The organism is Hanstruepera flava, from assembly GCF_023634025.1.
Classification (GTDB): Bacteria; Bacteroidota; Bacteroidia; order Flavobacteriales; family Flavobacteriaceae; genus Hanstruepera; species Hanstruepera flava.
This window is the reverse complement of sequence record NZ_JALJCW010000001.1, coordinates 1,029,249-1,050,408: the sequence shown is the minus strand read 5'-3', so window position 1 is coordinate 1,050,408 and position 21,160 is coordinate 1,029,249. Positions and strand designations below refer to the sequence as shown.

Annotated in this window: 24 protein-coding genes; 13 read left to right on the top strand and 11 right to left on the bottom strand. The window is 35.0% G+C overall.

Annotation, left to right across the window (positions count from 1 at the left end; all coding sequences use genetic code 11):
* The first annotated feature begins 91 nt into the window (after positions 1 to 91).
* From MTX13_RS05005 to ppk2 (MTX13_RS04985), 5 genes are all read left to right on the top strand, one after another.
* Positions 92 to 961 (top strand): flavin reductase family protein, encoded by an 870-nt coding sequence (locus MTX13_RS05005; protein WP_250433284.1) that lies wholly within the window; start codon positions 92 to 94, stop codon positions 959 to 961.
* Positions 962 to 982: 21 nt separating this feature from the next.
* Positions 983 to 1,360: a DUF3127 domain-containing protein gene (locus MTX13_RS05000; protein WP_250433283.1), complete on the top strand. Its 378-nt coding sequence runs from the start codon at positions 983 to 985 to the stop codon at positions 1,358 to 1,360.
* A gap of 324 nt (positions 1,361 to 1,684) precedes the next feature.
* Positions 1,685 to 2,311 carry a leucyl/phenylalanyl-tRNA--protein transferase gene (aat, locus tag MTX13_RS04995; protein ID WP_250433282.1) on the top strand — a complete coding sequence of 209 codons (627 nt, stop codon included), beginning with the start codon at positions 1,685 to 1,687 and terminating at the stop codon, positions 2,309 to 2,311.
* Positions 2,312 to 2,363: 52 nt separating this feature from the next.
* Entirely contained in the window at positions 2,364 to 3,218 is an 855-nt protein-coding gene (ppk2, locus tag MTX13_RS04990; RefSeq protein ID WP_394801238.1) for a polyphosphate kinase 2, read from the top strand.
* Positions 3,219 to 3,223: 5 nt separating this feature from the next.
* The gene (ppk2, locus tag MTX13_RS04985) at positions 3,224 to 4,048 is read left to right on the top strand and encodes a polyphosphate kinase 2 (RefSeq protein ID WP_250433280.1); all 825 of its coding nucleotides are present in this window, start codon (positions 3,224 to 3,226) and stop codon (positions 4,046 to 4,048) included.
* Here ppk2 (MTX13_RS04985) and MTX13_RS04980 read toward each other — a convergent pair.
* On the bottom strand, positions 4,045 to 4,608 hold the full coding sequence (locus tag MTX13_RS04980; protein ID WP_250433279.1) for a DNA-3-methyladenine glycosylase I: 564 nt from the start codon (positions 4,606 to 4,608) through the stop codon (positions 4,045 to 4,047). The two genes, ppk2 (MTX13_RS04985) and MTX13_RS04980, sit on opposite strands and share 4 nt — an antisense overlap.
* Positions 4,605 to 4,853: a hypothetical protein gene (locus MTX13_RS04975; protein ID WP_250433278.1), complete on the bottom strand. Its 249-nt coding sequence runs from the start codon at positions 4,851 to 4,853 to the stop codon at positions 4,605 to 4,607. The genes MTX13_RS04980 and MTX13_RS04975 overlap by 4 nt, the downstream gene beginning before the upstream one ends.
* Before the next feature lie 150 nt (positions 4,854 to 5,003).
* Between MTX13_RS04975 and MTX13_RS04970 the strand changes: the two genes are divergently transcribed.
* On the top strand, positions 5,004 to 5,624 hold the full coding sequence (locus MTX13_RS04970) for a thioredoxin family protein (protein WP_250433277.1): 621 nt from the start codon (positions 5,004 to 5,006) through the stop codon (positions 5,622 to 5,624).
* On the opposite strand, the gene MTX13_RS04965 is transcribed toward MTX13_RS04970, so the two are convergent.
* From MTX13_RS04965 to MTX13_RS04940, 6 genes are read right to left on the bottom strand one after another with little or no spacing between them, the layout of a single operon-like run.
* Positions 5,621 to 6,343: a TonB family protein gene (locus MTX13_RS04965; RefSeq protein WP_250433276.1), complete on the bottom strand. Its 723-nt coding sequence runs from the start codon at positions 6,341 to 6,343 to the stop codon at positions 5,621 to 5,623. The genes MTX13_RS04970 and MTX13_RS04965 overlap by 4 nt on opposite strands.
* Before the next feature lie 57 nt (positions 6,344 to 6,400).
* Positions 6,401 to 7,096: a tRNA pseudouridine(55) synthase TruB gene (gene truB, locus MTX13_RS04960; protein ID WP_250433275.1), complete on the bottom strand. Its 696-nt coding sequence runs from the start codon at positions 7,094 to 7,096 to the stop codon at positions 6,401 to 6,403.
* A gap of 1 nt (position 7,097) precedes the next feature.
* Entirely contained in the window at positions 7,098 to 7,892 is a 795-nt protein-coding gene (locus MTX13_RS04955; RefSeq protein ID WP_250433274.1) for an undecaprenyl-diphosphate phosphatase, read from the bottom strand.
* A gap of 57 nt (positions 7,893 to 7,949) precedes the next feature.
* Positions 7,950 to 8,204 (bottom strand): DUF3098 domain-containing protein, encoded by a 255-nt coding sequence (locus tag MTX13_RS04950; protein ID WP_250433273.1) that lies wholly within the window; start codon positions 8,202 to 8,204, stop codon positions 7,950 to 7,952.
* Positions 8,205 to 8,206: 2 nt separating this feature from the next.
* The gene (locus tag MTX13_RS04945; RefSeq protein ID WP_250433272.1) at positions 8,207 to 8,563 is read right to left on the bottom strand and encodes a hypothetical protein; all 357 of its coding nucleotides are present in this window, start codon (positions 8,561 to 8,563) and stop codon (positions 8,207 to 8,209) included.
* Between the two features lie 18 nt (positions 8,564 to 8,581).
* The gene (locus tag MTX13_RS04940; protein ID WP_250433271.1) at positions 8,582 to 9,460 is read right to left on the bottom strand and encodes a cell division protein FtsX; all 879 of its coding nucleotides are present in this window, start codon (positions 9,458 to 9,460) and stop codon (positions 8,582 to 8,584) included.
* A gap of 262 nt (positions 9,461 to 9,722) precedes the next feature.
* On the opposite strand from MTX13_RS04940, the gene MTX13_RS04935 reads away from it, so the two are divergent.
* The 4 genes from MTX13_RS04935 (at position 9,723) to MTX13_RS04920 (ending at position 15,223) form a co-directional block, all read left to right on the top strand.
* Positions 9,723 to 12,803, top strand: coding sequence for a leucine--tRNA ligase (locus tag MTX13_RS04935; protein WP_250433270.1), 3,081 nt, complete (start codon positions 9,723 to 9,725; stop codon positions 12,801 to 12,803).
* Positions 12,804 to 12,864: 61 nt separating this feature from the next.
* Positions 12,865 to 13,389 carry a hypothetical protein gene (locus MTX13_RS04930; RefSeq protein WP_250433269.1) on the top strand — a complete coding sequence of 175 codons (525 nt, stop codon included), beginning with the start codon at positions 12,865 to 12,867 and terminating at the stop codon, positions 13,387 to 13,389.
* A 339-nt stretch (positions 13,390 to 13,728) separates the two neighbouring features.
* Positions 13,729 to 14,424: a zinc metallopeptidase gene (locus MTX13_RS04925; RefSeq protein WP_250433268.1), complete on the top strand. Its 696-nt coding sequence runs from the start codon at positions 13,729 to 13,731 to the stop codon at positions 14,422 to 14,424.
* Between the two features lie 94 nt (positions 14,425 to 14,518).
* On the top strand, positions 14,519 to 15,223 hold the full coding sequence (locus tag MTX13_RS04920; RefSeq protein WP_250433267.1) for a Bax inhibitor-1/YccA family protein: 705 nt from the start codon (positions 14,519 to 14,521) through the stop codon (positions 15,221 to 15,223).
* Between the two features lie 51 nt (positions 15,224 to 15,274).
* Here MTX13_RS04920 and MTX13_RS04915 read toward each other — a convergent pair whose 3' ends face one another.
* Together MTX13_RS04915 and MTX13_RS04910 are read right to left on the bottom strand one after the other, a co-directional pair.
* Positions 15,275 to 15,745 carry an Lrp/AsnC ligand binding domain-containing protein gene (locus MTX13_RS04915; RefSeq protein ID WP_250433266.1) on the bottom strand — a complete coding sequence of 157 codons (471 nt, stop codon included), beginning with the start codon at positions 15,743 to 15,745 and terminating at the stop codon, positions 15,275 to 15,277.
* Complete coding sequence (locus tag MTX13_RS04910; RefSeq protein WP_250433265.1) at positions 15,746 to 17,110, bottom strand: saccharopine dehydrogenase family protein; 1,365 nt, start codon at positions 17,108 to 17,110, stop codon at positions 15,746 to 15,748.
* A gap of 78 nt (positions 17,111 to 17,188) precedes the next feature.
* On the opposite strand from MTX13_RS04910, the gene MTX13_RS04905 reads away from it, so the two are divergent.
* The 3 genes from MTX13_RS04905 (at position 17,189) to MTX13_RS04895 (ending at position 20,316) form a co-directional block, all read left to right on the top strand.
* Positions 17,189 to 17,590, top strand: a complete 402-nt coding sequence (locus tag MTX13_RS04905; protein WP_250433264.1) for a DUF423 domain-containing protein — start codon at positions 17,189 to 17,191, stop codon at positions 17,588 to 17,590.
* A gap of 53 nt (positions 17,591 to 17,643) precedes the next feature.
* Positions 17,644 to 19,260 (top strand): phosphoenolpyruvate carboxykinase (ATP), encoded by a 1,617-nt coding sequence (gene pckA, locus MTX13_RS04900; RefSeq protein ID WP_250433263.1) that lies wholly within the window; start codon positions 17,644 to 17,646, stop codon positions 19,258 to 19,260.
* Positions 19,261 to 19,362: 102 nt separating this feature from the next.
* Positions 19,363 to 20,316 (top strand): T9SS type A sorting domain-containing protein, encoded by a 954-nt coding sequence (locus MTX13_RS04895; protein WP_250433262.1) that lies wholly within the window; start codon positions 19,363 to 19,365, stop codon positions 20,314 to 20,316.
* 92 nt (positions 20,317 to 20,408) lie between these two features.
* Here MTX13_RS04895 and MTX13_RS04890 read toward each other — a convergent pair whose 3' ends face one another.
* On the bottom strand, positions 20,409 to 21,158 hold the full coding sequence (locus MTX13_RS04890) for a uroporphyrinogen-III synthase (protein ID WP_250433261.1): 750 nt from the start codon (positions 21,156 to 21,158) through the stop codon (positions 20,409 to 20,411).
* Positions 21,159 to 21,160: the final 2 nt, after the last annotated feature.

Genomic DNA, 21,160 nt, shown 5'->3' with positions numbered 1-21,160 from the left:
AAATATGTTAATAATATTGTTTGATATGTTAACCAAATCACTTTTAGTTCATTAACAGATTAATTACATTTGTGCAAATTAAAAAAGTTTCATGACATCTTTTGAGCCTAAAGACTTATCTACTGGTAAATTACATAGTTATTTGTTGAGCGCTGTGGCACCGAGACCTATTGCTTTTGCAAGTACCCTAGATAAAAACGGGAATCCCAATTTATCACCCTTCAGTTTTTTTAATGTCTTTAGTGCCAATCCGCCAATACTAATTTTTTCGCCAGCTAGGCGTGTTCGTAATAATACTACGAAGCATACTCTGGAAAATGTGTTGGAAACAAAAGAAGTGGTTATAAACGTGGTTAATTTTGATATTGTTCATCAAATGTCATTAAGTAGCACCGAATATCCTGAAGATGTCAATGAGTTTGATAAATCAGGGTTGCATATGCTGGAATCTGATTTGGTAAAACCTTTTAGAGTGGCCGAATCACCCATTCAATTTGAATGTAAGGTTAATAAGGTTGTGGCTTTAGGAAATGAAGGTGGTGCAGGAAATTTAGTGATTTGCGAAGTTGTAAAAATGCATATAGACGATGAGGTTTTAGATAGTGAAGGCCATATTGTTCAGGAAAAATTAGATTTGGTTGCACGCGCAGGAGGTAGTTATTACAGTCGTGCTAAAAGCGGATTTTTTGAAATACCTAAACCCTTATCGACTTTAGGTATTGGTGTAGACAGTTTTCCAGACCATATTAAAAATAGTATGATTTTAACTGGAAACGATTTGGGTATGTTAGGTAATGTTGAAAGACTACCAACTCAAGAAGCTGTTAAGGAGTTTGTTGTATCGGTAAGTGAGCGCTACCCAAATATTTCAAATGCATCACATAGAGAAAAACATAAATTGGCACATAACTATTTGAGTTTTGGCGATATAGAAAGTGCCTGGAAAATATTATTATCATAAACAGAAAATTAGAATTTTAAAATGGAAGTACAAGGTAGAATTAAGGTAATTGGAGAAACGCAAACCTTTGGAGCAAACGGATTTAGAAAAAGAGAGGTGGTTGTAACTACCGAAGAGCAATACCCACAGCATATTATGGTGGAATTTGTTCAAGATAAAACAGATTTATTAAATAACTTTCAGGTTGGTCAGCAAGTAAAAATCAATATCAATTTACGTGGAAGAGAATGGGTAAACCCTCAAGGCGAGACCAAATATTTTAACTCTATACAAGGCTGGAGAATAGAAGCTTTGCAAGCTGATAATTCAAACCCTGAAATGCCACCAGTTCCACCAGCTGAAGCATTTGAACCTGCAAGTAATTTGAATGAGGATGATCATGACGATTTACCTTTTTAAATAATTATGGTGTTACTTCGAGTGTGCTGACATTAACAGTCAGTATGTATCGAGAAGTATTATGATGATTATCCAAGATTATTAAAGATAAAAACCCAACTTAAAAAGTTGGGTTTTTTTATAAAAAAAGCCTTGCGAAAACAAGGCTTTAGTTTTGTGGTTTTAGATTTGACCTTTATAAACAAACTCAAAAAAAGCAATGATGAACAAAATTTATTGCACAAAGGCCACTGTAAAGATGATGAAAAAAGTTGTATTTTCAAAGTTAAAAATTGGGAGTTGGTTAGTGTTATTTAATTTAATCAACTCATTATCAGCAAGTTTATGTATTATTTAGGAACCAGTATAAAATTTTCAGACCCGCGTGAAGCAAGCCCAGATGGCTTAATTGGTATAGGAGGCGACCTATCTTCAGAGCGTTTATTACTAGCTTACAAAACGGGCATTTTTCCCTGGTTTAATTCCAACGAGCCTATTTTATGGTGGTCTCCAGACCCTCGATATGTTTTGTTTCCAGAGAAATTGAAAGTTTCAAAAAGTATGAAGCAAATTCTTCGAAATTCAGATTTCGAAGTTACTGTCAATACTAATTTTCGCCAAGTTATTACGGAATGTTCTATAGCCAAACGCAATGGCCAATCAGGCACTTGGATTACCAAAAGCATGATTGACGCATATACCAAATTACACGAATTGGGTTTTGCCAAATCTATAGAAGTTTGGTTAAATAGCGAGTTAGTTGGTGGACTTTATGGCGTAGATTTGGGCAATGGTATATTTTGTGGTGAAAGCATGTTTACCAAAGTTAGCAATGCCAGTAAGGTTGGTTTTATAACCTTTGTTCAAAACACCAATTATAAACTTATAGATTGCCAATTACATACGAATCATTTGGAGAGTTTGGGTGCTGAAGAGATTTCTAGAGATACTTTCCTTACTTATTTAAGCTGATATTTATCATTTTTTAGAAATAGTAATTGTCCGATATTTAATGTTCAATTATATGCCTATGCTTACAAAAGAAGACTTTAAAAATTTTAGCGATAAAGAAGTGTTTTTAAAAGTATTTGAATCTAAAATACCACAGGAGCGTATGGATACCTTACGCTATAACATGCAATATGAGAGCGAACTCGTTAAACTACAAGCCGAACTAGTTGACCTGCAACAATGGGTTGCTAAACACAAGAAACGTGTTTGTATAATTTTTGAAGGGCGTGATGCTGCTGGTAAAGGTAGCACGATAAGGCGTTTTATAGAGCACCTAAATCCGCGTTCCATGCGCGTTGTTGCTTTAACCAAACCTACTGAAGTTGAAAAGGGTCAGTGGTATTTTAGACGCTATATAAAAGAAATGCCAAATCCTGGTGAAATTGTTTTTTTCGATAGAAGTTGGTATAATCGAGCAGTAGTCGAACCTGTAATGGGCTTCTGTAGTGAAGCAGAGTATAATGAATTTATGGTTCAAGTGCCAGAATTTGAACATATGCTTTATGAAGATGGTATAATCTTAATAAAATTCTGGTTTTCAATTTCAAAAGAAGAACAAGTTACACGTTTTAATGCTAGATTACAAAACCCACTAAAACGTTGGAAGTTTAGTCCTGTAGATCAAGAAGGACAAAAACGCTGGGATGATTATACCTACTATAAAGAGCAGATGTTTAGCAAAACACACACGGCTTTTAGTCCTTGGATAATTGTAAAAACAAATATTAAGAAAGAAGCACGTTTAGAAAGTATGCGTTATGTGCTTTCTAAATTTAACTATGATAATAAAGGTAATTCTAAAACAAGTTTACTGCCAGACCCTAATATTGTACAGCGCTACTATAGATTAATAAAACAAATAGATTAAGATTTATGACTGATAAATTAGAAGAGAAGCATTTAAAGAAACTAAACTCTAAAAAAGGGCAAAAGCAATTGTTAAGAGACACGAGTGGTTCGTTATCTAAAGTGTTAAGATACTTGAATTATGAGTCGCGTTTAAAATCGCTTCAAGAAGAATTAATAAAACTCCAAAAGTGGGTTGAAATTAACAACGAAAAGGTTGTTATTATTTTTGAAGGTCGCGATGCTGCAGGAAAAGGTGGTGCAATTAGACGTGTAACCGAACATTTAAACCCTAGAGAGTTTAAGGTTGTGGCATTACCAAAACCTACAGTTGTTGAGCAAGGTCAGTGGTATTTTCAACGGTATATTAATCAATTACCACATGAAGGTAAAATTGTGTTTTTTGATAGAAGCTGGTACAATAGAGCCATAGTAGAGCCAGTAAACGGATTCTGCTCTCAAGAGGAATATGATATTTTCATGAATCAAGTCAATCAATTTGAGCGTATGATAATCGAATCTGGAATACGATTAATTAAGTTTTATTTTTCTATTTCTAAAGAAGAGCAACAAAAACGATTTGAAGAAATAAAAGCAAGTCCTTTAAAAAAATGGAAGTATAGTCCTGTAGATCAAAAAGCATTAGAGCTTTGGGATGATTATACGCTCTACAAAAAGAAAATGTTTAAAAAAACCAATACTAAATTAGCTCCTTGGGTAATTATTAAGGCTAACAAAAAAACAAAAGCTAGAATAGAAGTCATGGAGCACATTCTAAATATCTTACCTTACGACCCAAAAGATAAAGCGATTATTGAGCATCTGGTAATTGAGGATGTTAATCTCGATTAAACCTCTTTATATCTATAGCAAGATATTATATGGTCGTTAACCATACCTGTGGCTTGCATGTGTGCGTATATAACAGTAGAGCCCACAAACTTAAACCCGCGTTTTTTTAAATCTTTACTTATAGTATCAGAAATGGCCGTAGTAGCTGGTACTGCGCTCATGGTTTTCCAAGAGTTTTTAATGGGTTTACCTCCAACAAAATCCCAAATATATTTGGAGAACGAACCAAATTCATCTTGAATTTTCATAAAGGCTTGTGCATTGGTAACAGTCGCATTAACCTTTAATTTATTTCGAACAATTCCAGCATCTTGCAGTAAGCTCTCAATTTTTGGTTGTTGGTATTTAGCTATTTTTTGGTAATCGAAATTATCAAAAGCTTTTCTAAAGTTTTCACGCTTTTTTAAAATGGTTATCCAACTCAATCCTGCCTGAAAGGTTTCTAAAATTAGAAATTCAAAAATGGTGTCATCATCATAAACAGGAACACCCCATTCTTTATCATGATAAGTTTCATAAAGTTCGTCGCCAACACACCAATTGCATCTATGTTTTATCATAACGATTGTTTTAACTTTGCTTCAAGTTCTTCAATTCTTTGGTCTTTTTGTTTTATTAATATTCGACTCTCATAAAATGTTATTACTAAAAATGACAATAGCATTATTTTATTCAAGGTGTCAAATATTTCAGATTCGATTGTTGGATATCCTTCAAGAAAATTAAGTTTTTCAATAACTATAAAAACTAAAAAACCTAATCCTGTTAACCATTTTAGTATGTTTATAATTTTTAATTTTTTCATTTCATGTAAGATTTTGATATAAAGTTAGACATAGATATGATATAAATCATATTTGCAGTCTAAAATTCAAATTACTTTTGTTCCCTTAATGTAACAAGGGTTACTAAAGTAAAGAAATTGAGGTCGTAATTTTGCTCTAAATATTTTAATATGGAAGTTATTCAAAATAAATCAATTTTTGATAGTGTTAATTCAAGTATGTCAAAAAGTCTATCGTATTCAAACTATAGAGAGTTGGTTAAAACATTGGTGGAAAACAATTCAACAAGTGGATTGGATAAAACAGAAGCCAATATAAACTACACCATGCTTAACGATAAACGCATGAAACGTTGGGATAAAACCATTAAGGTTTCTGATGAAGCCAAAATACGTTTAGCCAATTTTTCTGGGGAAGTAACTTGGTTGGTCATTACTGAAAGCTGGTGTGGTGATGCAGCCCACGTGGTCCCAGTAATTAATAAAATAGCCAGTTTACACGGTGGTATTGATTTAAAATTGGTACTACGCGATGAAAATGAGTTGCTAATGAATCAGTTTTTGACCAAAGGAGCTAGGGCTATTCCTAAATTAATTATGATTGATAAAGTTACCCAACAAGTGGTAAGTACGTTTGGCCCTAGGCCAAGCACAGCAACTAAATTAGTTGATAATTATAAAGTTGAACATGGTGTTTTAACACCTGAATTTAAAGAAGATTTACAGCGTTGGTATAATACAGATAAAGGTCAGACTATTATCGAAGATTTATTGCAACTATTGGGCGTTTAGTTTTTGCCTTCAAAGTAAAAGGTAATAGAGCCTAATTGCGATTTTTTTGAGGCATCTTGATTAAACCTAGCCTCGTTGGCATACTCAAGTGCATGGTCCTTTAAACATTGGTTGTCAACAGAAGCAGCCTGATTTACAGAAGCATTTGTAACTTTTCCAGCAGAATTTACAGTAATGTTAACCACTATTTTACCGCCAGTTTCACATAAATAAATGGGTGTTGGCAAATATCTATGGGTTCTGTTTACCAAAGAATAATGCATAGAGCTTTTTTTGTTTACAGATTGCTGACTTAAATTACTCTGTTGTTTCTTTAATACCGAGTTTACACTATTAAAAGAAGATAAAACATCATCATCAATTTCAGGTTGCGAAGTTGTTGCTTTATCTTGACCGTCATGCAATTCACTCTGACTTTCTGAAGGGGTATATTCGTAATCTTTAGGAGGCGCAATAGGCTGATAGGCTTTAGCAAAACGCTTGTAGTTTTCGGTTTCATTGAAAGCTTTATTGGTTTCGGCTTTGGCTTGTTCTTCAGCTTTGGTTTTTTCTAATTCCTCTTGTTTTAGTTCTTCCTCTGTTTTAGGCTCAACTTCATAATAACTTTCAGATAAATAGGGGTTTTGCTGCTTTAAATGAAATGTAAACAAGCCCATGACCAAACTGCCGGAAAGCAATCCTGTTATAAGTAAAGATTTATGTTTATCTGTTAAATTCAAAAGTTAAAATGTTGGGCAAAACACCATGTGTTTTAAGGTAATATACGGAAAATTAGATTATTTGGTTGTTAAGCCTTTAATAAAAGCTTCTGGAGTAAGGGCATTTTCAACATTAAAATCACCAATTTTTGTACGCCTTAAAACTGATAGATGTGCTCCTGAATTTAGTGCTTTCCCAAAATCGTGAGCCAAAGAACGAATATAAGTGCCTTTACTACAAACTACCCTAAAATCAAGGTTGTTGCCATCAATATTGGTAATTTCAAACTCTGAAATAGTAACTGTTCTGGATTTTATCTCAACATCCTCACCAGCACGTGCAAATTCATACAAGCGTTTGCCGTCTTTTTTGATAGCTGAAAACACAGGTGGAAATTGCTCAATATCACCAATAAACTGTTCTGGGGTCTGATGAATTAAGTCGGCTGTGATGTGGTCCGTTGGAAATATCTGGTCAATGTCTGTTTCTAAATCATACGAAGGGGTTGTGCTACCAATTACAAAGGTTCCCGTATATTCCTTATCCTGACCTTGAAAGGTGTTGATTTGCTTGGTCATTTTTCCTGTGCAAATTACCAAAAGTCCAGTGGCTAAAGGGTCTAAAGTACCAGCATGTCCTACTTTTATTTTCTTAATGTTGAAGGTATGTCTAATTTCCCAACGCAGCTTGTTAACCGCTTGAAAAGAGGTCCAATGTAAGGGCTTGTCAATTAACAAAACTTGACCTGATAAAAAGTCTTCAGCTGTTTTCATATTAATTGACAAATGTATAGATAATAGCTCCCAAGCCTACAATTAAACAGTAAATAGCAAAATAGGATAGCTTACTTTTTTTAACCAAGGCTATCATCCAAGTACAGGCAAAAAGGCCTGAAATAAAAGCGGCCACAAAGCCCACGCTTAATGCAGTAAAGTTAGAAGCTTCGTAAGTTAAATCGCCACTAAAAATATCTTTGGCTATTTTTCCAAAAATCAACGGTACTACCATTAAAAATGAAAACCGAGCTGCTCTGGTTTTATCATTTCCCAATAAAACCGATGTAGATATGGTTGCTCCAGACCTTGAGATACCTGGTAACATAGCAATAGCTTGGGCGATACCAATAACAAAAGCATTACCAAATGTCACTTTTTTATAGGTGTCTTTGGCTTTGTCTGCTAACAATAATAAAATAGCCGTGACCAGTAGCATAAATCCAACAAGCATAATATTCCCGCCAAATAATTGTTCGAGTTCGTCTTCAAAAAATAGACCGACAAAAACAGCCGGAATCATAGATAAAGCTATTTTAGAAACAAATTGTAAATCTTCATTCCACTCCATTTTCAAGATACCCTTAAGTATCAACCAAATGTCTTTTCTAAAAACAACCATGGTGCTTAAAGCGGTGGCAAAATGAAGAACAACGGTAAACAATAAGCTTTCTTTAGGAATGGATTCATCACCAAGAATGGCCTTGCCTATTTCCAAATGACCACTAGATGACACGGGAAGGAATTCGGTAAGCCCTTGAATAATGCCTAAAATTATTGAATCAATGATATCCATGTGGCAAAAATATCAAAATAGCACTACTAACCTATAAAAGCGAAGTGGAAATTACTTTTATTTCTTATTGGGATTTAAAAGAATGGCGTAAACCTCAATGCCAAAACCTAATAAAACCAGACCAGGAGCTAGACGTATACGTCTCCAACTAAAGATCTCTGGGTTAAAAACATTAGGGTCGTCACTACCACCGCCAGACATTAAAATAAAGCCTAATGCGATAACAGCTAAACCAATAAGCATGAATTTATAATTCTTTTTCCCGAATACAAATTCGGTTTTAGCGGCTTCTTTACGTTTTTGTTCTCCCATAATTAATCAAATTCGGTGTAAATAATATCGTCACCTACGGCTAATTGTGCTATATGTTCAGATGTACCCAACCAAAGTTTAGGTAAGTGCAAAGTAACAGTTTTATTTAAAACTTTTGCGCTAAGGGAATCTAAATTTAAGCCTTGCTCTAATCCACGATTAATATAGTAATGGTCGGTACCAGCATCACTCAACACAATATCGTAAGAAGACCCTTCAGTAATTCTCACTATTTTTTTGGTTAGAACAACACATTTTTCAGGCTTTGGGTCTTTAATAATCAACGAGCTAATAGCAACAAGTCCAAAAAAACCCACACAAAAGGCGAGAATCATATAAATAATGGTGCTTTTTTTCATAATATTATTTTTTAACCACTAATAATACAACTGATCGGTTTTTAAATTTAAGAACCGTTGTGTGGCAATAAACGTGCTAATCCAAGTAATAACAATACCCAATAAGAAAATACCAACAAACAAAAATGCAATAAGTATGTTGTTGTTTAACAGGTTTAATTCAGGGAAGGTTTTATTGACATAATAGAAAACAACAGCCATACCTATCATAGCTAATATAGCACCAATAACACCCAAACGTACACTTTTCCAAACAAATGGTCTACGTATAAATTGTTTGGTAGCGCCAACCATTTGCATGGTTTTGATAGTGAAACGTTTGGAATATACAGACAACCTGATGGAACTATTGATAAGCAATACAGCAATAACTGTAAATAATGCGCTAATCACTAAAATCCAAAAGGAGATTTTCTTAACGTTGTTGTTCATTAAGGTAACTAAATCATTATCGTAACGCACTTCATCAACAAAGCTTTTGGTCAAGGCTTCATCTGAAACAACCTGTAATTGCTCTTCAGTAACAAAGTCGGCTTTTACATGTACATCAATAGAGTTTTGCAACGGATTATAGCCCAAAAACTCCATAAAATCCTCACCATTTTCAGCTTTCATGGATTCTGCGGCTTGTTCTTTCGATACAAACTCGGTTGATTTCACATATTCCGAAAGAGCCAAACTCTTTTCCAGCTGTTTAATCTCAACATCTTTGGCCGAGTCTTTTAAGTAAATGGTCACGACTACTTGTTCCTTGAAATGGTCAGAGACTTTTTTGGCATTCAAGACCAACATACCCAATAGGCCTAATAAAAACAATACGAGACCAATACTTAATACTACAGAAAAATAGGATGAAATCAATCGCCTTTTTTGATACTTATCAAAAGATGCACTCATAAACATGTGTTGTTAGTGATGTAAAAATATAAAAGAATTTGAAACAATTCTTCAAAAGGCAAAAGTCTTTTGAAGTCTTAAAACTGTCATTCCCACGAAAACAGGAATCAATTCTAAGGATTACAACGTTTAAACTTTCAACATTGTTATAATAAGCTTAAATTTGCACCTTATTTATTGAAAACAGTAGTGCGTCAGTTCGAGTATTCTGACAATAAGTGTCAGAATGTATCGAGAATAGCACGAGAACGAAAACAGGACGATGAAATACAATTTCAACGAGATCGAAGCCAAATGGCAAAAGTATTGGGCAGACAACCAAACCTTTAAAGCGGACAACCATTCAGAGAAACCAAAATATTATGTATTGGATATGTTCCCATACCCTAGTGGTGCTGGACTGCATGTGGGTCATCCGTTAGGATATATTGCTTCCGATATTTATGCACGTTATAAACGCCACAAAGGGTTTAACGTTTTGCATCCGCAAGGCTATGATAGCTTTGGACTGCCAGCTGAACAATATGCTATTCAAACTGGTCAGCATCCTGCGATTACCACTGAAGAAAACATTAAAACCTATCGCAGACAGTTAGACCAAATTGGCTTTTCATTCGATTGGTCTCGTGAAATTCGTACCAGTGACCCAAGTTATTACAAGTGGACACAGTGGATTTTTATTCAACTGTTCAACTCATGGTATAATTATGATAGTGATAAAGCCGAAAACATTAACACGCTAATTTCTGTTTTTGAAAAAGAAGGAAACGCGAACGTGAATGCGGCTTGTGATGATGATGTAGTTGATTTCACTGCTGTAGAATGGAACAACTTTTCCTCTGAAAAGCAACAAGAAATACTACTGCAATATCGATTAACCTATTTAGCAGAAACTGAAGTAAATTGGTGTCCTGCTCTAGGAACCGTTTTAGCAAACGATGAGATTGTCAATGGCGTTTCAGAACGTGGCGGACATCCTGTGGTTAGGAAGAAAATGACCCAATGGTCTATGCGTATTTCGGCTTATGCTGAACGCTTATTACAAGGATTGGAAGCTATAGATTGGACAGATTCCCTTAAGGAAAGCCAACGTAATTGGATAGGAAAATCGGTTGGAGCAAGTGTAACTTTCAATGTACTTCCAAACGAGAAATGTCATTCAGAGCAAAGCGAAGAATCTCATAAAATTTCTGTATTCACCACACGTCCTGACACAATTTTTGGTGTCAGTTTCATGACTTTAGCACCAGAACACGAATTGGTAACTCAAATTACTACAGACGAACAAAAAGCCGAAGTTGAAGCATACATAGAAGCGACTGCAAAACGTAGCGAGCGTGATAGAATGGCCGATGTTAAAACCATTTCGGGTGTGTTTACCGGTGCTTATGCCGAACATCCATTTACCAAAGAACCGATTCCAATTTGGATTGGCGATTACGTTTTAGCGAGCTACGGAACAGGCGCTGTAATGGCCGTGCCATGTGGTGACCAACGCGATTACGATTTTGCCAAGCATTTTAATATTCCAATCCCTAATATTTTTGAAGGTGTTGATATTTCTGAAGAAGCCTTTGCTGATAAAGAAAACACCAAAATTACCAATAGCGATTTCCTTAATGGTTTGAACTACAAAAAGGCAACTAAACGAGCTATTTACGAATTAGAGCAAATTGGTCAAGGTGAAGGCAAAACCAATTACCGTTTACGTGATGCGGTTTTTTCGCGACAGCGTTATTGGGGAGAACCTTTCCCAGTGTATTATGTTAATGGCATGCCACAAATGATTGATGCCAAGCATTTACCTATCACCTTACCAGAAGTAGAGAAGTACTTGCCAACCGAAACTGGCGAGCCACCTTTGGGTAACGCCACCACTTGGGCTTGGGATACAAAAAATAACAAAGTAGTTTCTAATGAGATGCTGAAACAAGTTCAGCATGACAACAAGAGTTCTGTCTCGTCGAGCGGAGTCGAGACGTCTCAGCACAACGGCGTGTATCCACTAGAACTCAACACTATGCCAGGTTGGGCAGGAAGTTCACAGTATTTTAATCGTTACATGGATCCACATAATGACACCGAAATCTTCTCACAGGAAGCGGTGAATTACTGGCAGCAAGTAGACTTATATATTGGAGGAAGCGAGCATGCTACAGGACACTTATTATATGCGCGTTTTTGGCAAAAGTTTATGTTTGATTTAGGTTTGGTGCCTGTTGATGAGTTTGCCAAAAAACTGATTAACCAAGGAATGATTTTGGGGACGAGTGCGTTTGTTAAACGATTAACTTTAATGTGGAGCAATACAGCTCGGAATATAGAATTTGAAGATTATAAGATTAGTTTAAGCAAGAATTTCCCCACTATAATTTGTTCTAATGAATTTTATGAGAAGAATAGCAATTATTTATTGTTAGTCGATTTAGTAGAAAAGTTTAATCTACCAAAACTTAAAGAGTTTTTGAATTCGATAGATGAAGACAAAATAAAAATTAACGATTTAGCATTTGGCGATGATGAAATACATGCAGATGTGTCATTTGTAAATTCATCTGACGAACTTGACATTAAAGCGTTTAAAAACTGGAGGTCAGAATTTAAAGATGCAGAATTTATAACAGAAGAAGATGGCGCATTTAAAGTAAAGCGTGACGTTGAAAAAATGTCCAAGTCCAAATACAATGTCGTAAATCCTGACAGTATCTGTGAAGACTATGGCGCCGACAGTTTACGTTTGTATGAAATGTTTTTAGGGCCTTTAGAGCAATACAAACCTTGGAATACAGCAGGTATTACAGGTGTGCATGGATTCCTTAAAAAACTTTGGAAGTTATATGTAGATGACAATGGTATAAAGGTTACAAATGAAGAGCCATCTCAAGACAGTTTGAAGACCTTACATAAAACCATTAAAAAGGTAGAAGAAGATATTGAGAATTTCTCATTTAACACGTCGGTGTCTACCTTTATGATTGCCGTTAATGAGTTAACCGCTCAAAAATGTACCAGTCGTGATATTTTGGAACCCTTGATTGTATTAATTTCACCATACGCACCACACATAGCAGAAGAATTATGGAGTCAGTTAGGTCATGGTGAGTCCATTTCAACAGTGCCATTCCCAAAATTTGAGGAGAAGCATTTGGTAGAAAGCAGCAAAAACTACCCGATTTCCTTTAACGGGAAAATGCGTTTTACGTTGGAGTTACCGTTGGATATGAGCAAGGAGGATATTGAAAAAATCGTATTGGCTCACGATAAAACACAGGAGCAATTACAAGGCAGAACACCTAAAAAAGTTATTGTAGTGCCTGGTAAAATTGTAAATATTGTAGGATAATATCATTGCGAGTATCCAGACTGTAAACGTCTGGAGACGCGGCAATCTTTTTAATAAGAACATGAAAAAAGTACTAATTATTTTAATTACGTTAGGTTGTTTCAATCTGTCAGCTCAAACGGACTCATTACAATTTCCTCAAGATTTTTACGGTATTTATAAAGGCGATTTGCATATTACAAATCCCAATGGCAAGCAAACAATACAAATGGAATTCCATTTAAATCCAACCGATACAGTTGGTAAATACGAATACAAATTGGTATATGTTATGATGGGAAAACCAGAAGAACGAAACTATACCTTACTAGAAAAGGATACTTCAAAAGGCGAATACGTTGTTGACGAAAACAATGGTATTTTGCTAGATGCTAAATTAATTGATAATACACTATTCTCCATGTTTGAAGTACAAGGTAGCATATTAACAACAACCGAGCGTTTTTACAAAGACAGCATGGATTTTGAAATTGCCTTTGCGAGTAAAACAAATCAAACGAAATCTGGTACTAGTGGAGAAGACTCTACCGAAGTGATTTCGTATCCTATTTCAGTGCTACAAAAAGCACATTTGATTAAGCAATAAGTCTTGTCATTGCGAGACTCCAGACTGTAAATGTCTGGAGACGTGGCAATCTTTTTTGTCATCCTGAACCATGTCACCTTGAGCGCAGTCGAAAGGTTGTTTCAGGATCTCATGTTGGTTGTTTCAATTCAGTTACTTTAGTTATTCTCGATACTATTTGCGCCTACCTCACAAATCACGCGAAGTCACGGTCGAAGATTTAGCCGTTCACGTCAGTTCGAGTGAAATGTTTGTAAAACATTTTGTATCGAGAACAAAAACATGACAAAATTTCTTAACGAATATTTGGCTCATTATTTGCTATATTACTACTAAATTTACAGTTTAAAACAGAAAACAATGTTAGGATATTATATACTTATTGGTGGAATTGCTTTAGTGAGTTGGTTAGTGAGTAATCAATTAAAGCAAAAATTTAAAAAATACTCAAAAGTCCATTTACGAAATGGCATGAGTGGTAAAGAGATTGCTGAAAAAATGCTGTCTGATAATGGTATTTATGATGTTGAGGTGATTTCAACACCAGGTCAACTAACAGACCATTATAATCCTAAAAACAAAACAGTTAATTTAAGTGAAGCCGTTTACAGTCAGCGTAACGCAGCAGCAGCAGCAGTTGCTGCTCACGAGTGTGGACATGCTGTGCAACATGCGCAAGCCTATAGTGCTTTACAAATGCGATCGGCTTTGGTGCCTGTAGTTTCAGTAACTTCAGGTATGTCACAATGGTTGGTTATTGGTGGTTTGGTACTTGGTGCCGCAGCTGGTATGGGAATGGGCTTTTGGATAGCTGTTGCAGGTTTAGTCTTTATGGGCTTTGCAACCCTATTTAGCTTTATTACATTACCTGTGGAATATGATGCTAGTAATCGTGCATTGGCATGGTTAAAAAACAAGCACATGCTATCTCAAGAAGAATATGCTGGCGCCGAAGATGCCTTAAAGTGGGCTGCAAGAACCTATTTAGTGGCTGCTATTGGTGCTTTGGCATCGTTGTTATATTGGGCGCTTCAAATTTTTGGAGGTAGAGACTAAAAAATAAAAACAAGATATTTAAGTCGGATTAACAAAATCCGACTTTTTTTTGCTTAAATTTCAATTCTAAAATTCTAACTAACAAATTCTATTTATGGAAAATCAAATTCAAGAACCTTTATTATTGAGCGAAGTTTCAGATGCCGAACGTGTAGCATTTTACAAAAAAACCTATGCACATGTAGCAGGTGGTGTGTTAATTTTTATTCTTTTTGAATATTTATTATTACAAAGTGAAACGATTGTTAACTTTATGTTGTCCATGGTTGATGGAATAAAATGGTTAATTATGCTAGGGGGCTTTATGTTTATAACCAACTATGCAGAGCGTATGACCATGAAAACTACCAATAAGAATACCCAATATTTAGCGTTTTGCCTGTATATTTTGGCTGAAGCTTTCATTTTTGTACCGCTTATTTTTATAGCTATAGTTTATACCGATTCTGGTATGGAATTACTCAATCAGGCAGCTATTGTAACATTGGCATTGTTTACAGGCTTGTCAGCGGTGGTTTTTGTAACCAAAAAAGATTTTTCGTTTATAAAAACCGGATTGACCATTGGTTTTTTTATAGCTATCGGTTTAATTATTGCTGGAACCTTATTTGGCTTTAATTTAGGACTGTGGTTTTCTGTAGGTATGTGTTTGTTGGCAGGTGGATCAATATTATATCAAACGTCTAATTTGGTTAATAAATACTCAACAGATGATTATATACCAGCTTCTTTAGGATTGTTTGCATCCTTAATGTTGTTGTTCTGGTATATATTGTCCATCTTTTTATCTAGAGATTAATTTATAGGTAAAATAATTCAATAAAAAAGCTCCTGAAATTTAGGAGCTTTTTTATATCTCTATTTGTCTATCTATCTGTTGCGCCAGGGAAATAAAGGTTTCCGTGCGTGAAACACCTGGAATGGATTGAATCTCTTTATTGAGTACGTGCATTAAATGTTCATTGTCCTTACAAAGTATTTTGATGAATATACTCCAGTTTCCTGTTGTGTAATGGCATTCTAAAACTTCAGGTATTTTCTCCAATTGCTTTACGGCTTTTGGATTGCTTATGGCTTTATCTAAATAAATTCCGATAAAGGCCATGGTCGTATAACCTAAAACCTTTGGGTTAATCACAAATTTAGAACCTGAAATAATACCTGAAGCTTCCAGTTTGCGCAACCGTTGGTGAATGGCTGCTCCAGAAATACCAACTTCTTTGGCAATAGCCAAAATAGGTGTTCGGGCATCACGCATTAAGGCACGAAGAATGGTTTTGTCTATGCCATCAATTTCTATATTTTGGTTAACCACCTTCATTTATAAGTTCAATTGATTATAACCTAAATAGGGCACTTCGGTTTCCTTAAATGTTATATCATAAGCCTCAAGCTCTTTAAGAATAGGGTCGTAAACTTCTTTGGTTATTGGTATTTGAACACCTGGTGTTGTGATTTTTTCGTTAAGGATGGCTAATGTAGCAATAGCAACAGGTAAACCAACAGTTTTAGCCATAGCAGTATAGGTTTGGTCTTCGCCTAGAGTTACCATGGTAGAATCTATTTGGTGCTTTTCACCGTTTAGTTCGTATCCAAATTTGTGATACATGACAATCATATCTTTATCATCTTCGGCTAGAGTCCAACTATCCATCAATATTTTTTGAAGTATTTGAGCTGGCGTAGCTTTCTTGAGTCCTACCATTTTTTTATTGCTAAAAAGATCCAGTTCCAATAGTTTATCCCAAACAATATCATCTTGGTCTATTTTTAAGGCGTGCCTGAATTTTAACTCAACAGAATCAGTTGGACTATAAGGCAAGAAGGCATTCACAAAATCACGATATGACATATTCTCACTATCATCAATACTGTATTCGTCATCAGTCATACCTAATTGAACAAATATGTTCCATGCACGACTAAATCCTACACGTCTCATAGTTCCTCTGTATAATGTCTTGGCGTTGTTTAATCCGTAAGCTGATTGGTATTTTAATGAATCACGATTAGCATAAGCTTCAAATCTACCATAACCTTCAACATCCAAAAATTCTGTACGTCTAAACAAGCGGTTGTATGGGATATATTTGTAAGTACCTTCTTGTAAAAATTTAGCAGCACCACCTTGTCCAGCTACAACTACGTTTCTTGGATTCCAAGTAAATTTATAATGCCAAAGATTATTATCACTTTCTGGAGCAACTAATCCACCTGTAAACGATTCAAACAAAATAATTTTTCCGCCTTTGTCTCTAATTCGGTCAATAACCTGCATGGCACTCATGTGGTCTATTCCAGGGTCTACACCTATTTCATTCATAAAAACCAATCCTTTTTGTGCTGCGGCTTTATTGAGTTTTTGCATGCCCTCACTCACATAAGAGGCAGTTACCATATGCTTACCAAAAGAAATACAATCTTTGGCCGCTTCAATATGAAATCTTGCAGGAAGCATAGATACCACAATATCGCAGTTTTTAATGGCATTTTGTCTTGAGCTTTTATCGTGTATATCAAGTTGAATGGCTTGAGCATTATCGTGATTATGGGTAAGCTTTTTGGCATGTGAAAAATTAACATCGCCTACAATAACGATCAGGTTTTCGCTTTCAGATTTTTCTAATAAATATTTTATAAGATATGATGCCGATTTTCCGGCACCAATAACTAATATCTTTCGCATAATGGAATTTGTTCAGTAATTTTGTGACACGAATGTAACAAATACTAACTGTTATTGAAACTCAATTTTCAAAATAATATGAACAAAAAAATATTGGCAACGGCTGCATTGCTTGGCGCTGTAGGAATTATACTTGGTGCTTTTGCTGCACATGGTCTAAAGTCTAAAGTTACCGAAGAATCATTACGGGTATTCGAAACTGGTGTGCGTTATCAAATGTATCATGCTCTATTTTTATTATTTATTGGAACAACTACTGCAATAGGTTTAAAAACTAAAAAAGCATTGTTTTATTTGGTGGTTTTGGGTGTGGTTTTGTTTTCGGGTTCAATTTACGGTTTAGCTACAAACAGTATGTCGGTTTTTGATTTTAAAGTAATAGGTTTTGTAACGCCAATTGGTGGTTTGATGTTGGTTTTATCTTGGGTTTTATTGTTGATAAAGTTTTTGAAAAACAAGGCTGATATTTCAAAAAATTGAGTGTGTACTTTAAAATAATGTTTAATTTTGCAGGATAAACAACACAAAATATTATGGTAGATCATACCCAAGCTTCGAAATCGATTTCGTTAGATCAATATGGAATAAAAAATGCTAAAGTAAACTATCAATTAACTCCACAACAACTTCAAGCCATTACTGTTGAAAAGGGAATGGGAAAGGAAACAAAAAATGGAACTTTAGCCATAAATACAGGAAAGTTTACAGGAAGATCTCCTGAAGATCGTTTTTTAGTAAAAGATGATTATACCGCCGATAAAGTATGGTGGGGAAACATAAACAAACCAATCTCTCCAGAAAACTTTGATAGACTTCAGGAAAATGTAATAGATTATTTGTCTGGCAAAGAATTGTTTGCTCGTGATGGTTATGTGTGTGCAGATCCAAGATATAGAATGGATGTTAGAACTATTACAGAATATCCTTGGTCGAATATGTTCGTTTATAATATGTTCCTTCGCCCTGATGATTCTGAATTGGAAAATTTTAAAGAAGAGTGGTTGATTCTATGTGCTCCAGGTTACGAATGCCCTAACCCGGAAGAATATGGTATTCGCCAAGGAAATTTTTCCATATTAAACTTTACAAAAAAAGTAGCCTTGGTGGCAGGATCTGCTTATACTGGTGAAATGAAAAAAGGAATTTTTTCTGCTCTAAATTTAGTTTTACCAACAGATAAGAATGTCTTGCCAATGCATTGCTCTGCTAATGTAGGGGATTCAGGTGATACAGCTATATTTTTTGGGCTTTCTGGAACTGGTAAGACAACATTATCTGCAGATCCAAATCGTCGTTTGATAGGTGATGACGAGCATGGTTGGACAAAAGAGAACACGGTCTTTAATTTCGAAGGTGGATGTTATGCTAAAGTTATAGATTTAAGCGAAGAAAAGGAACCAGAAATATTCAAAGCTATTAAACCGGGAGCTATCTTGGAGAATGTTATTTTTGATGCAAACGGTGATGTTGATTATATGGATAGTTCAATAACTCAAAACACACGAGTTAGCTATCCAATATTTCATATAGAAAATATACAACAACCATCTTATGCAGGTAATCCAAAAAATATATTCTTTTTAACCGCTGATGCCTTTGGAGTATTGCCTCCAATTTCTAAACTGACACCGGGTCAGGCTGCTTATCATTTCATTTCAGGTTACACAGCAAAAGTGGCAGGAACCGAAGCTGGAATTGATGAACCGCTACCAAGTTTTTCGGCTTGTTTTGGTGCGCCATTTATGCCTTTACACCCAACAAAATATGCAGAAATGTTAAGTGCTAAAATGAAGGAAGCTGGAGTAAATGTCTGGTTAATTAATACGGGTTGGACTGGAGGTCCTTACGGAGTTGGGAGCCGAATTAAATTAAAGTATACTCGAGCCATGATTACAGCTGCGTTAAATGGTGATTTAGATAACGTTACACCAGAAACCTATAGAACACACTCCGTGTTTGGATTATTACAGCCAAGACAGTGTCCAGGAGTTCCCGATGAAGTTTTAAGCTCAAGAAAAACTTGGAATGATGATGAAGGTTATTATAAAGCAGCCTATAAATTATCAGAGTCGTTTAGACAGAATTTCAAGAAGTTTGAAGAGTTTGCCAACGATGAAATATTGGCTGGCGCTCCAAATTTGAAGAGCTAATTCGCTGATTTGCTTATATTTTAGTTGTATTACGGTATTTTTGTTTTGAGGTTATAGTTTTAAGGTATAATTTTACTAGCTCAACCTTAAAACTATTATACCATGAAGAAAACTACTTATTTATTAGGAATGCTTTTAGTGTTTCAATCATTTGTCTATGCCCAATATACAGCTGTACCCGATGCTGTTTTTGAACAAGCCTTAATTAATTTTGGTTATGATTCCGAAGGGATTTTAGATGGACAAATTCTTACTGCTGATGCTGCCGCAGCAACAGGAACATTAGGGTTTGCAAATCAAGGGATTACCGATATAACAGGTATTGAAGCTTTTACAGGTATTGATGAGCTTAATATGAATTATAACCCTATTAATGTAGCGGTTGATTTGTCATCCAATACCCAATTGACACATATTAAGTTTGAAGGTTGTTCTACTCTGCCAGGTTTAAATGTAACGGGTTTAACTTCTTTACAAATAATTAATATTTTTGGTACAGCAATAACAACATTAGATGTATCTTCAAATTCTGGGTTAACACAAATACAAGCAAGAAATGCAGGCTTAACGTCATTGGATTTATCTTCGAATACTTTAATAAATTTTGTTGATGTTAGAAATAATGCACTAACATCAGTAGATGTTAGAAATGGTAACTTGCCTACAAGTATTACTTATTTTAATGCAGATTTAAATCCAAATTTGACTTGTATTTTTGTTGAGGACTCTGCTAATGGAGGTTTGGCTAGCTGGATAGTTGATGCTGGTAGTACATTTGTTGAAACAGAAGGAGAGTGTGCGACGTTAAGTAGAGAGTCTCACTCAATTAGCCAGTTTAATGTTTACCCTAACCCGGCAACAACTCAAATTACTGTTGCATCTACAGTATCAAAAGGACAAATAGAGATTTTTAATATTACTGGTAAACGTGTGCTTTTTAAGGATTTATCGTTAGGAAACAACAGTTTAAATGTTTCGTCATTAGTATCCGGAGTTTATTTGGCAAGAATAAATGCCAATGGTAAAACAGAAACTAAAAAGCTAATTATTAATTAATCTTTTTAAAATAGATTACATAAAAAAAGCACAACTTTAAGTTGTGCTTTTTTTATGTAATGCAATAATAAATAGAAAACTATTATTACAGACTATTTTCTTTTATTGGCTTCCTGAATATACTTTTGCAAAGCCATTGTCATAGATGGGGTTTCTGGTGTCGGAGCTGCAATATCAACTCGTAAACCACGTGATTCAACAGCTTTTATTGTAGTATTTCCAAAAACAGCTATACGTGTATTGTTTTGCTTAAAATCTGGGAAATTATGAAATAACGAATCAATTCCAGAAGGGCTAAAAAACACTAAAATGTCATAATACACATTTGCTAAATCGGATAGGTCGCTAATTACGGTTCTATAAAAAACGGCTTCTTTCCAATCAACATTAAGCGAATTTAAAGTTTCTGGAACCTCTGGTTTTAATTTATCGGTTGTAGGTAACAAAAATGTTTCGCCTTTATACTTCTTAATTAATGGCGATAAATCTGCAAACGTACGTTTACCAACATAAATTTTACGTTTTCTATAAACCACATACTTTTGAAGATAGTAGGCAACAGCTTCAGATTGACAGAAATACTTCATAGTATCAGGCACTTTAAAGCGCATTTCTTCTGCTACTCTAAAGAAATGATCCACTGCATTTCTACTTGTTAAAATAATGGCTGTGTATTTATTTAAATCGACTTTTTGTTGTCTAATTTCCTTTGCATCAACGCCTTCAACATGAATGAATGGTCTAAAGTCAATTTTTACTTTTTGCTTTTCCTGAAGATCAAAATATGGCGAATTTTCTATTTTAGGTTCTGGTTGAGATACTAAAATTGTTTTCACTTTCATAA

Excerpts from the sequence above, each read along its gene's own strand:
- MTX13_RS05005 (WP_250433284.1), top strand. The coding sequence starts at position 92 with ATGACATCTTTTGAGCCTAAAGACTTATCTACTGGTAAATTACATAGT.
- MTX13_RS05000 (WP_250433283.1), top strand. The coding sequence starts at position 983 with ATGGAAGTACAAGGTAGAATTAAGGTAATTGGAGAAACGCAAACCTTT.
- aat (WP_250433282.1), top strand. The coding sequence starts at position 1,685 with ATGTATTATTTAGGAACCAGTATAAAATTTTCAGACCCGCGTGAAGCA.
- ppk2 (WP_394801238.1), top strand. The coding sequence starts at position 2,364 with ATGCCTATGCTTACAAAAGAAGACTTTAAAAATTTTAGCGATAAAGAA.
- ppk2 (WP_250433280.1), top strand. The coding sequence starts at position 3,224 with ATGACTGATAAATTAGAAGAGAAGCATTTAAAGAAACTAAACTCTAAA.
- MTX13_RS04980 (WP_250433279.1), bottom strand. The coding sequence starts at position 4,608 with ATGATAAAACATAGATGCAATTGGTGTGTTGGCGACGAACTTTATGAA.
- MTX13_RS04975 (WP_250433278.1), bottom strand. The coding sequence starts at position 4,853 with ATGAAAAAATTAAAAATTATAAACATACTAAAATGGTTAACAGGATTA.
- MTX13_RS04970 (WP_250433277.1), top strand. The coding sequence starts at position 5,004 with ATGGAAGTTATTCAAAATAAATCAATTTTTGATAGTGTTAATTCAAGT.
- truB (WP_250433275.1), bottom strand. The coding sequence starts at position 7,096 with ATGAAAACAGCTGAAGACTTTTTATCAGGTCAAGTTTTGTTAATTGAC.
- MTX13_RS04955 (WP_250433274.1), bottom strand. The coding sequence starts at position 7,892 with ATGGATATCATTGATTCAATAATTTTAGGCATTATTCAAGGGCTTACC.
- MTX13_RS04950 (WP_250433273.1), bottom strand. The coding sequence starts at position 8,204 with ATGGGAGAACAAAAACGTAAAGAAGCCGCTAAAACCGAATTTGTATTC.
- MTX13_RS04945 (WP_250433272.1), bottom strand. The coding sequence starts at position 8,563 with ATGAAAAAAAGCACCATTATTTATATGATTCTCGCCTTTTGTGTGGGT.
- MTX13_RS04940 (WP_250433271.1), bottom strand. The coding sequence starts at position 9,460 with ATGAGTGCATCTTTTGATAAGTATCAAAAAAGGCGATTGATTTCATCC.
- MTX13_RS04935 (WP_250433270.1), top strand. The coding sequence starts at position 9,723 with ATGAAATACAATTTCAACGAGATCGAAGCCAAATGGCAAAAGTATTGG.
- MTX13_RS04930 (WP_250433269.1), top strand. The coding sequence starts at position 12,865 with ATGAAAAAAGTACTAATTATTTTAATTACGTTAGGTTGTTTCAATCTG.
- MTX13_RS04925 (WP_250433268.1), top strand. The coding sequence starts at position 13,729 with ATGTTAGGATATTATATACTTATTGGTGGAATTGCTTTAGTGAGTTGG.
- MTX13_RS04920 (WP_250433267.1), top strand. The coding sequence starts at position 14,519 with ATGGAAAATCAAATTCAAGAACCTTTATTATTGAGCGAAGTTTCAGAT.
- MTX13_RS04915 (WP_250433266.1), bottom strand. The coding sequence starts at position 15,745 with ATGAAGGTGGTTAACCAAAATATAGAAATTGATGGCATAGACAAAACC.
- MTX13_RS04910 (WP_250433265.1), bottom strand. The coding sequence starts at position 17,110 with ATGCGAAAGATATTAGTTATTGGTGCCGGAAAATCGGCATCATATCTT.
- MTX13_RS04905 (WP_250433264.1), top strand. The coding sequence starts at position 17,189 with ATGAACAAAAAAATATTGGCAACGGCTGCATTGCTTGGCGCTGTAGGA.
- pckA (WP_250433263.1), top strand. The coding sequence starts at position 17,644 with ATGGTAGATCATACCCAAGCTTCGAAATCGATTTCGTTAGATCAATAT.
- MTX13_RS04895 (WP_250433262.1), top strand. The coding sequence starts at position 19,363 with ATGAAGAAAACTACTTATTTATTAGGAATGCTTTTAGTGTTTCAATCA.
- MTX13_RS04890 (WP_250433261.1), bottom strand. The coding sequence starts at position 21,158 with ATGAAAGTGAAAACAATTTTAGTATCTCAACCAGAACCTAAAATAGAA.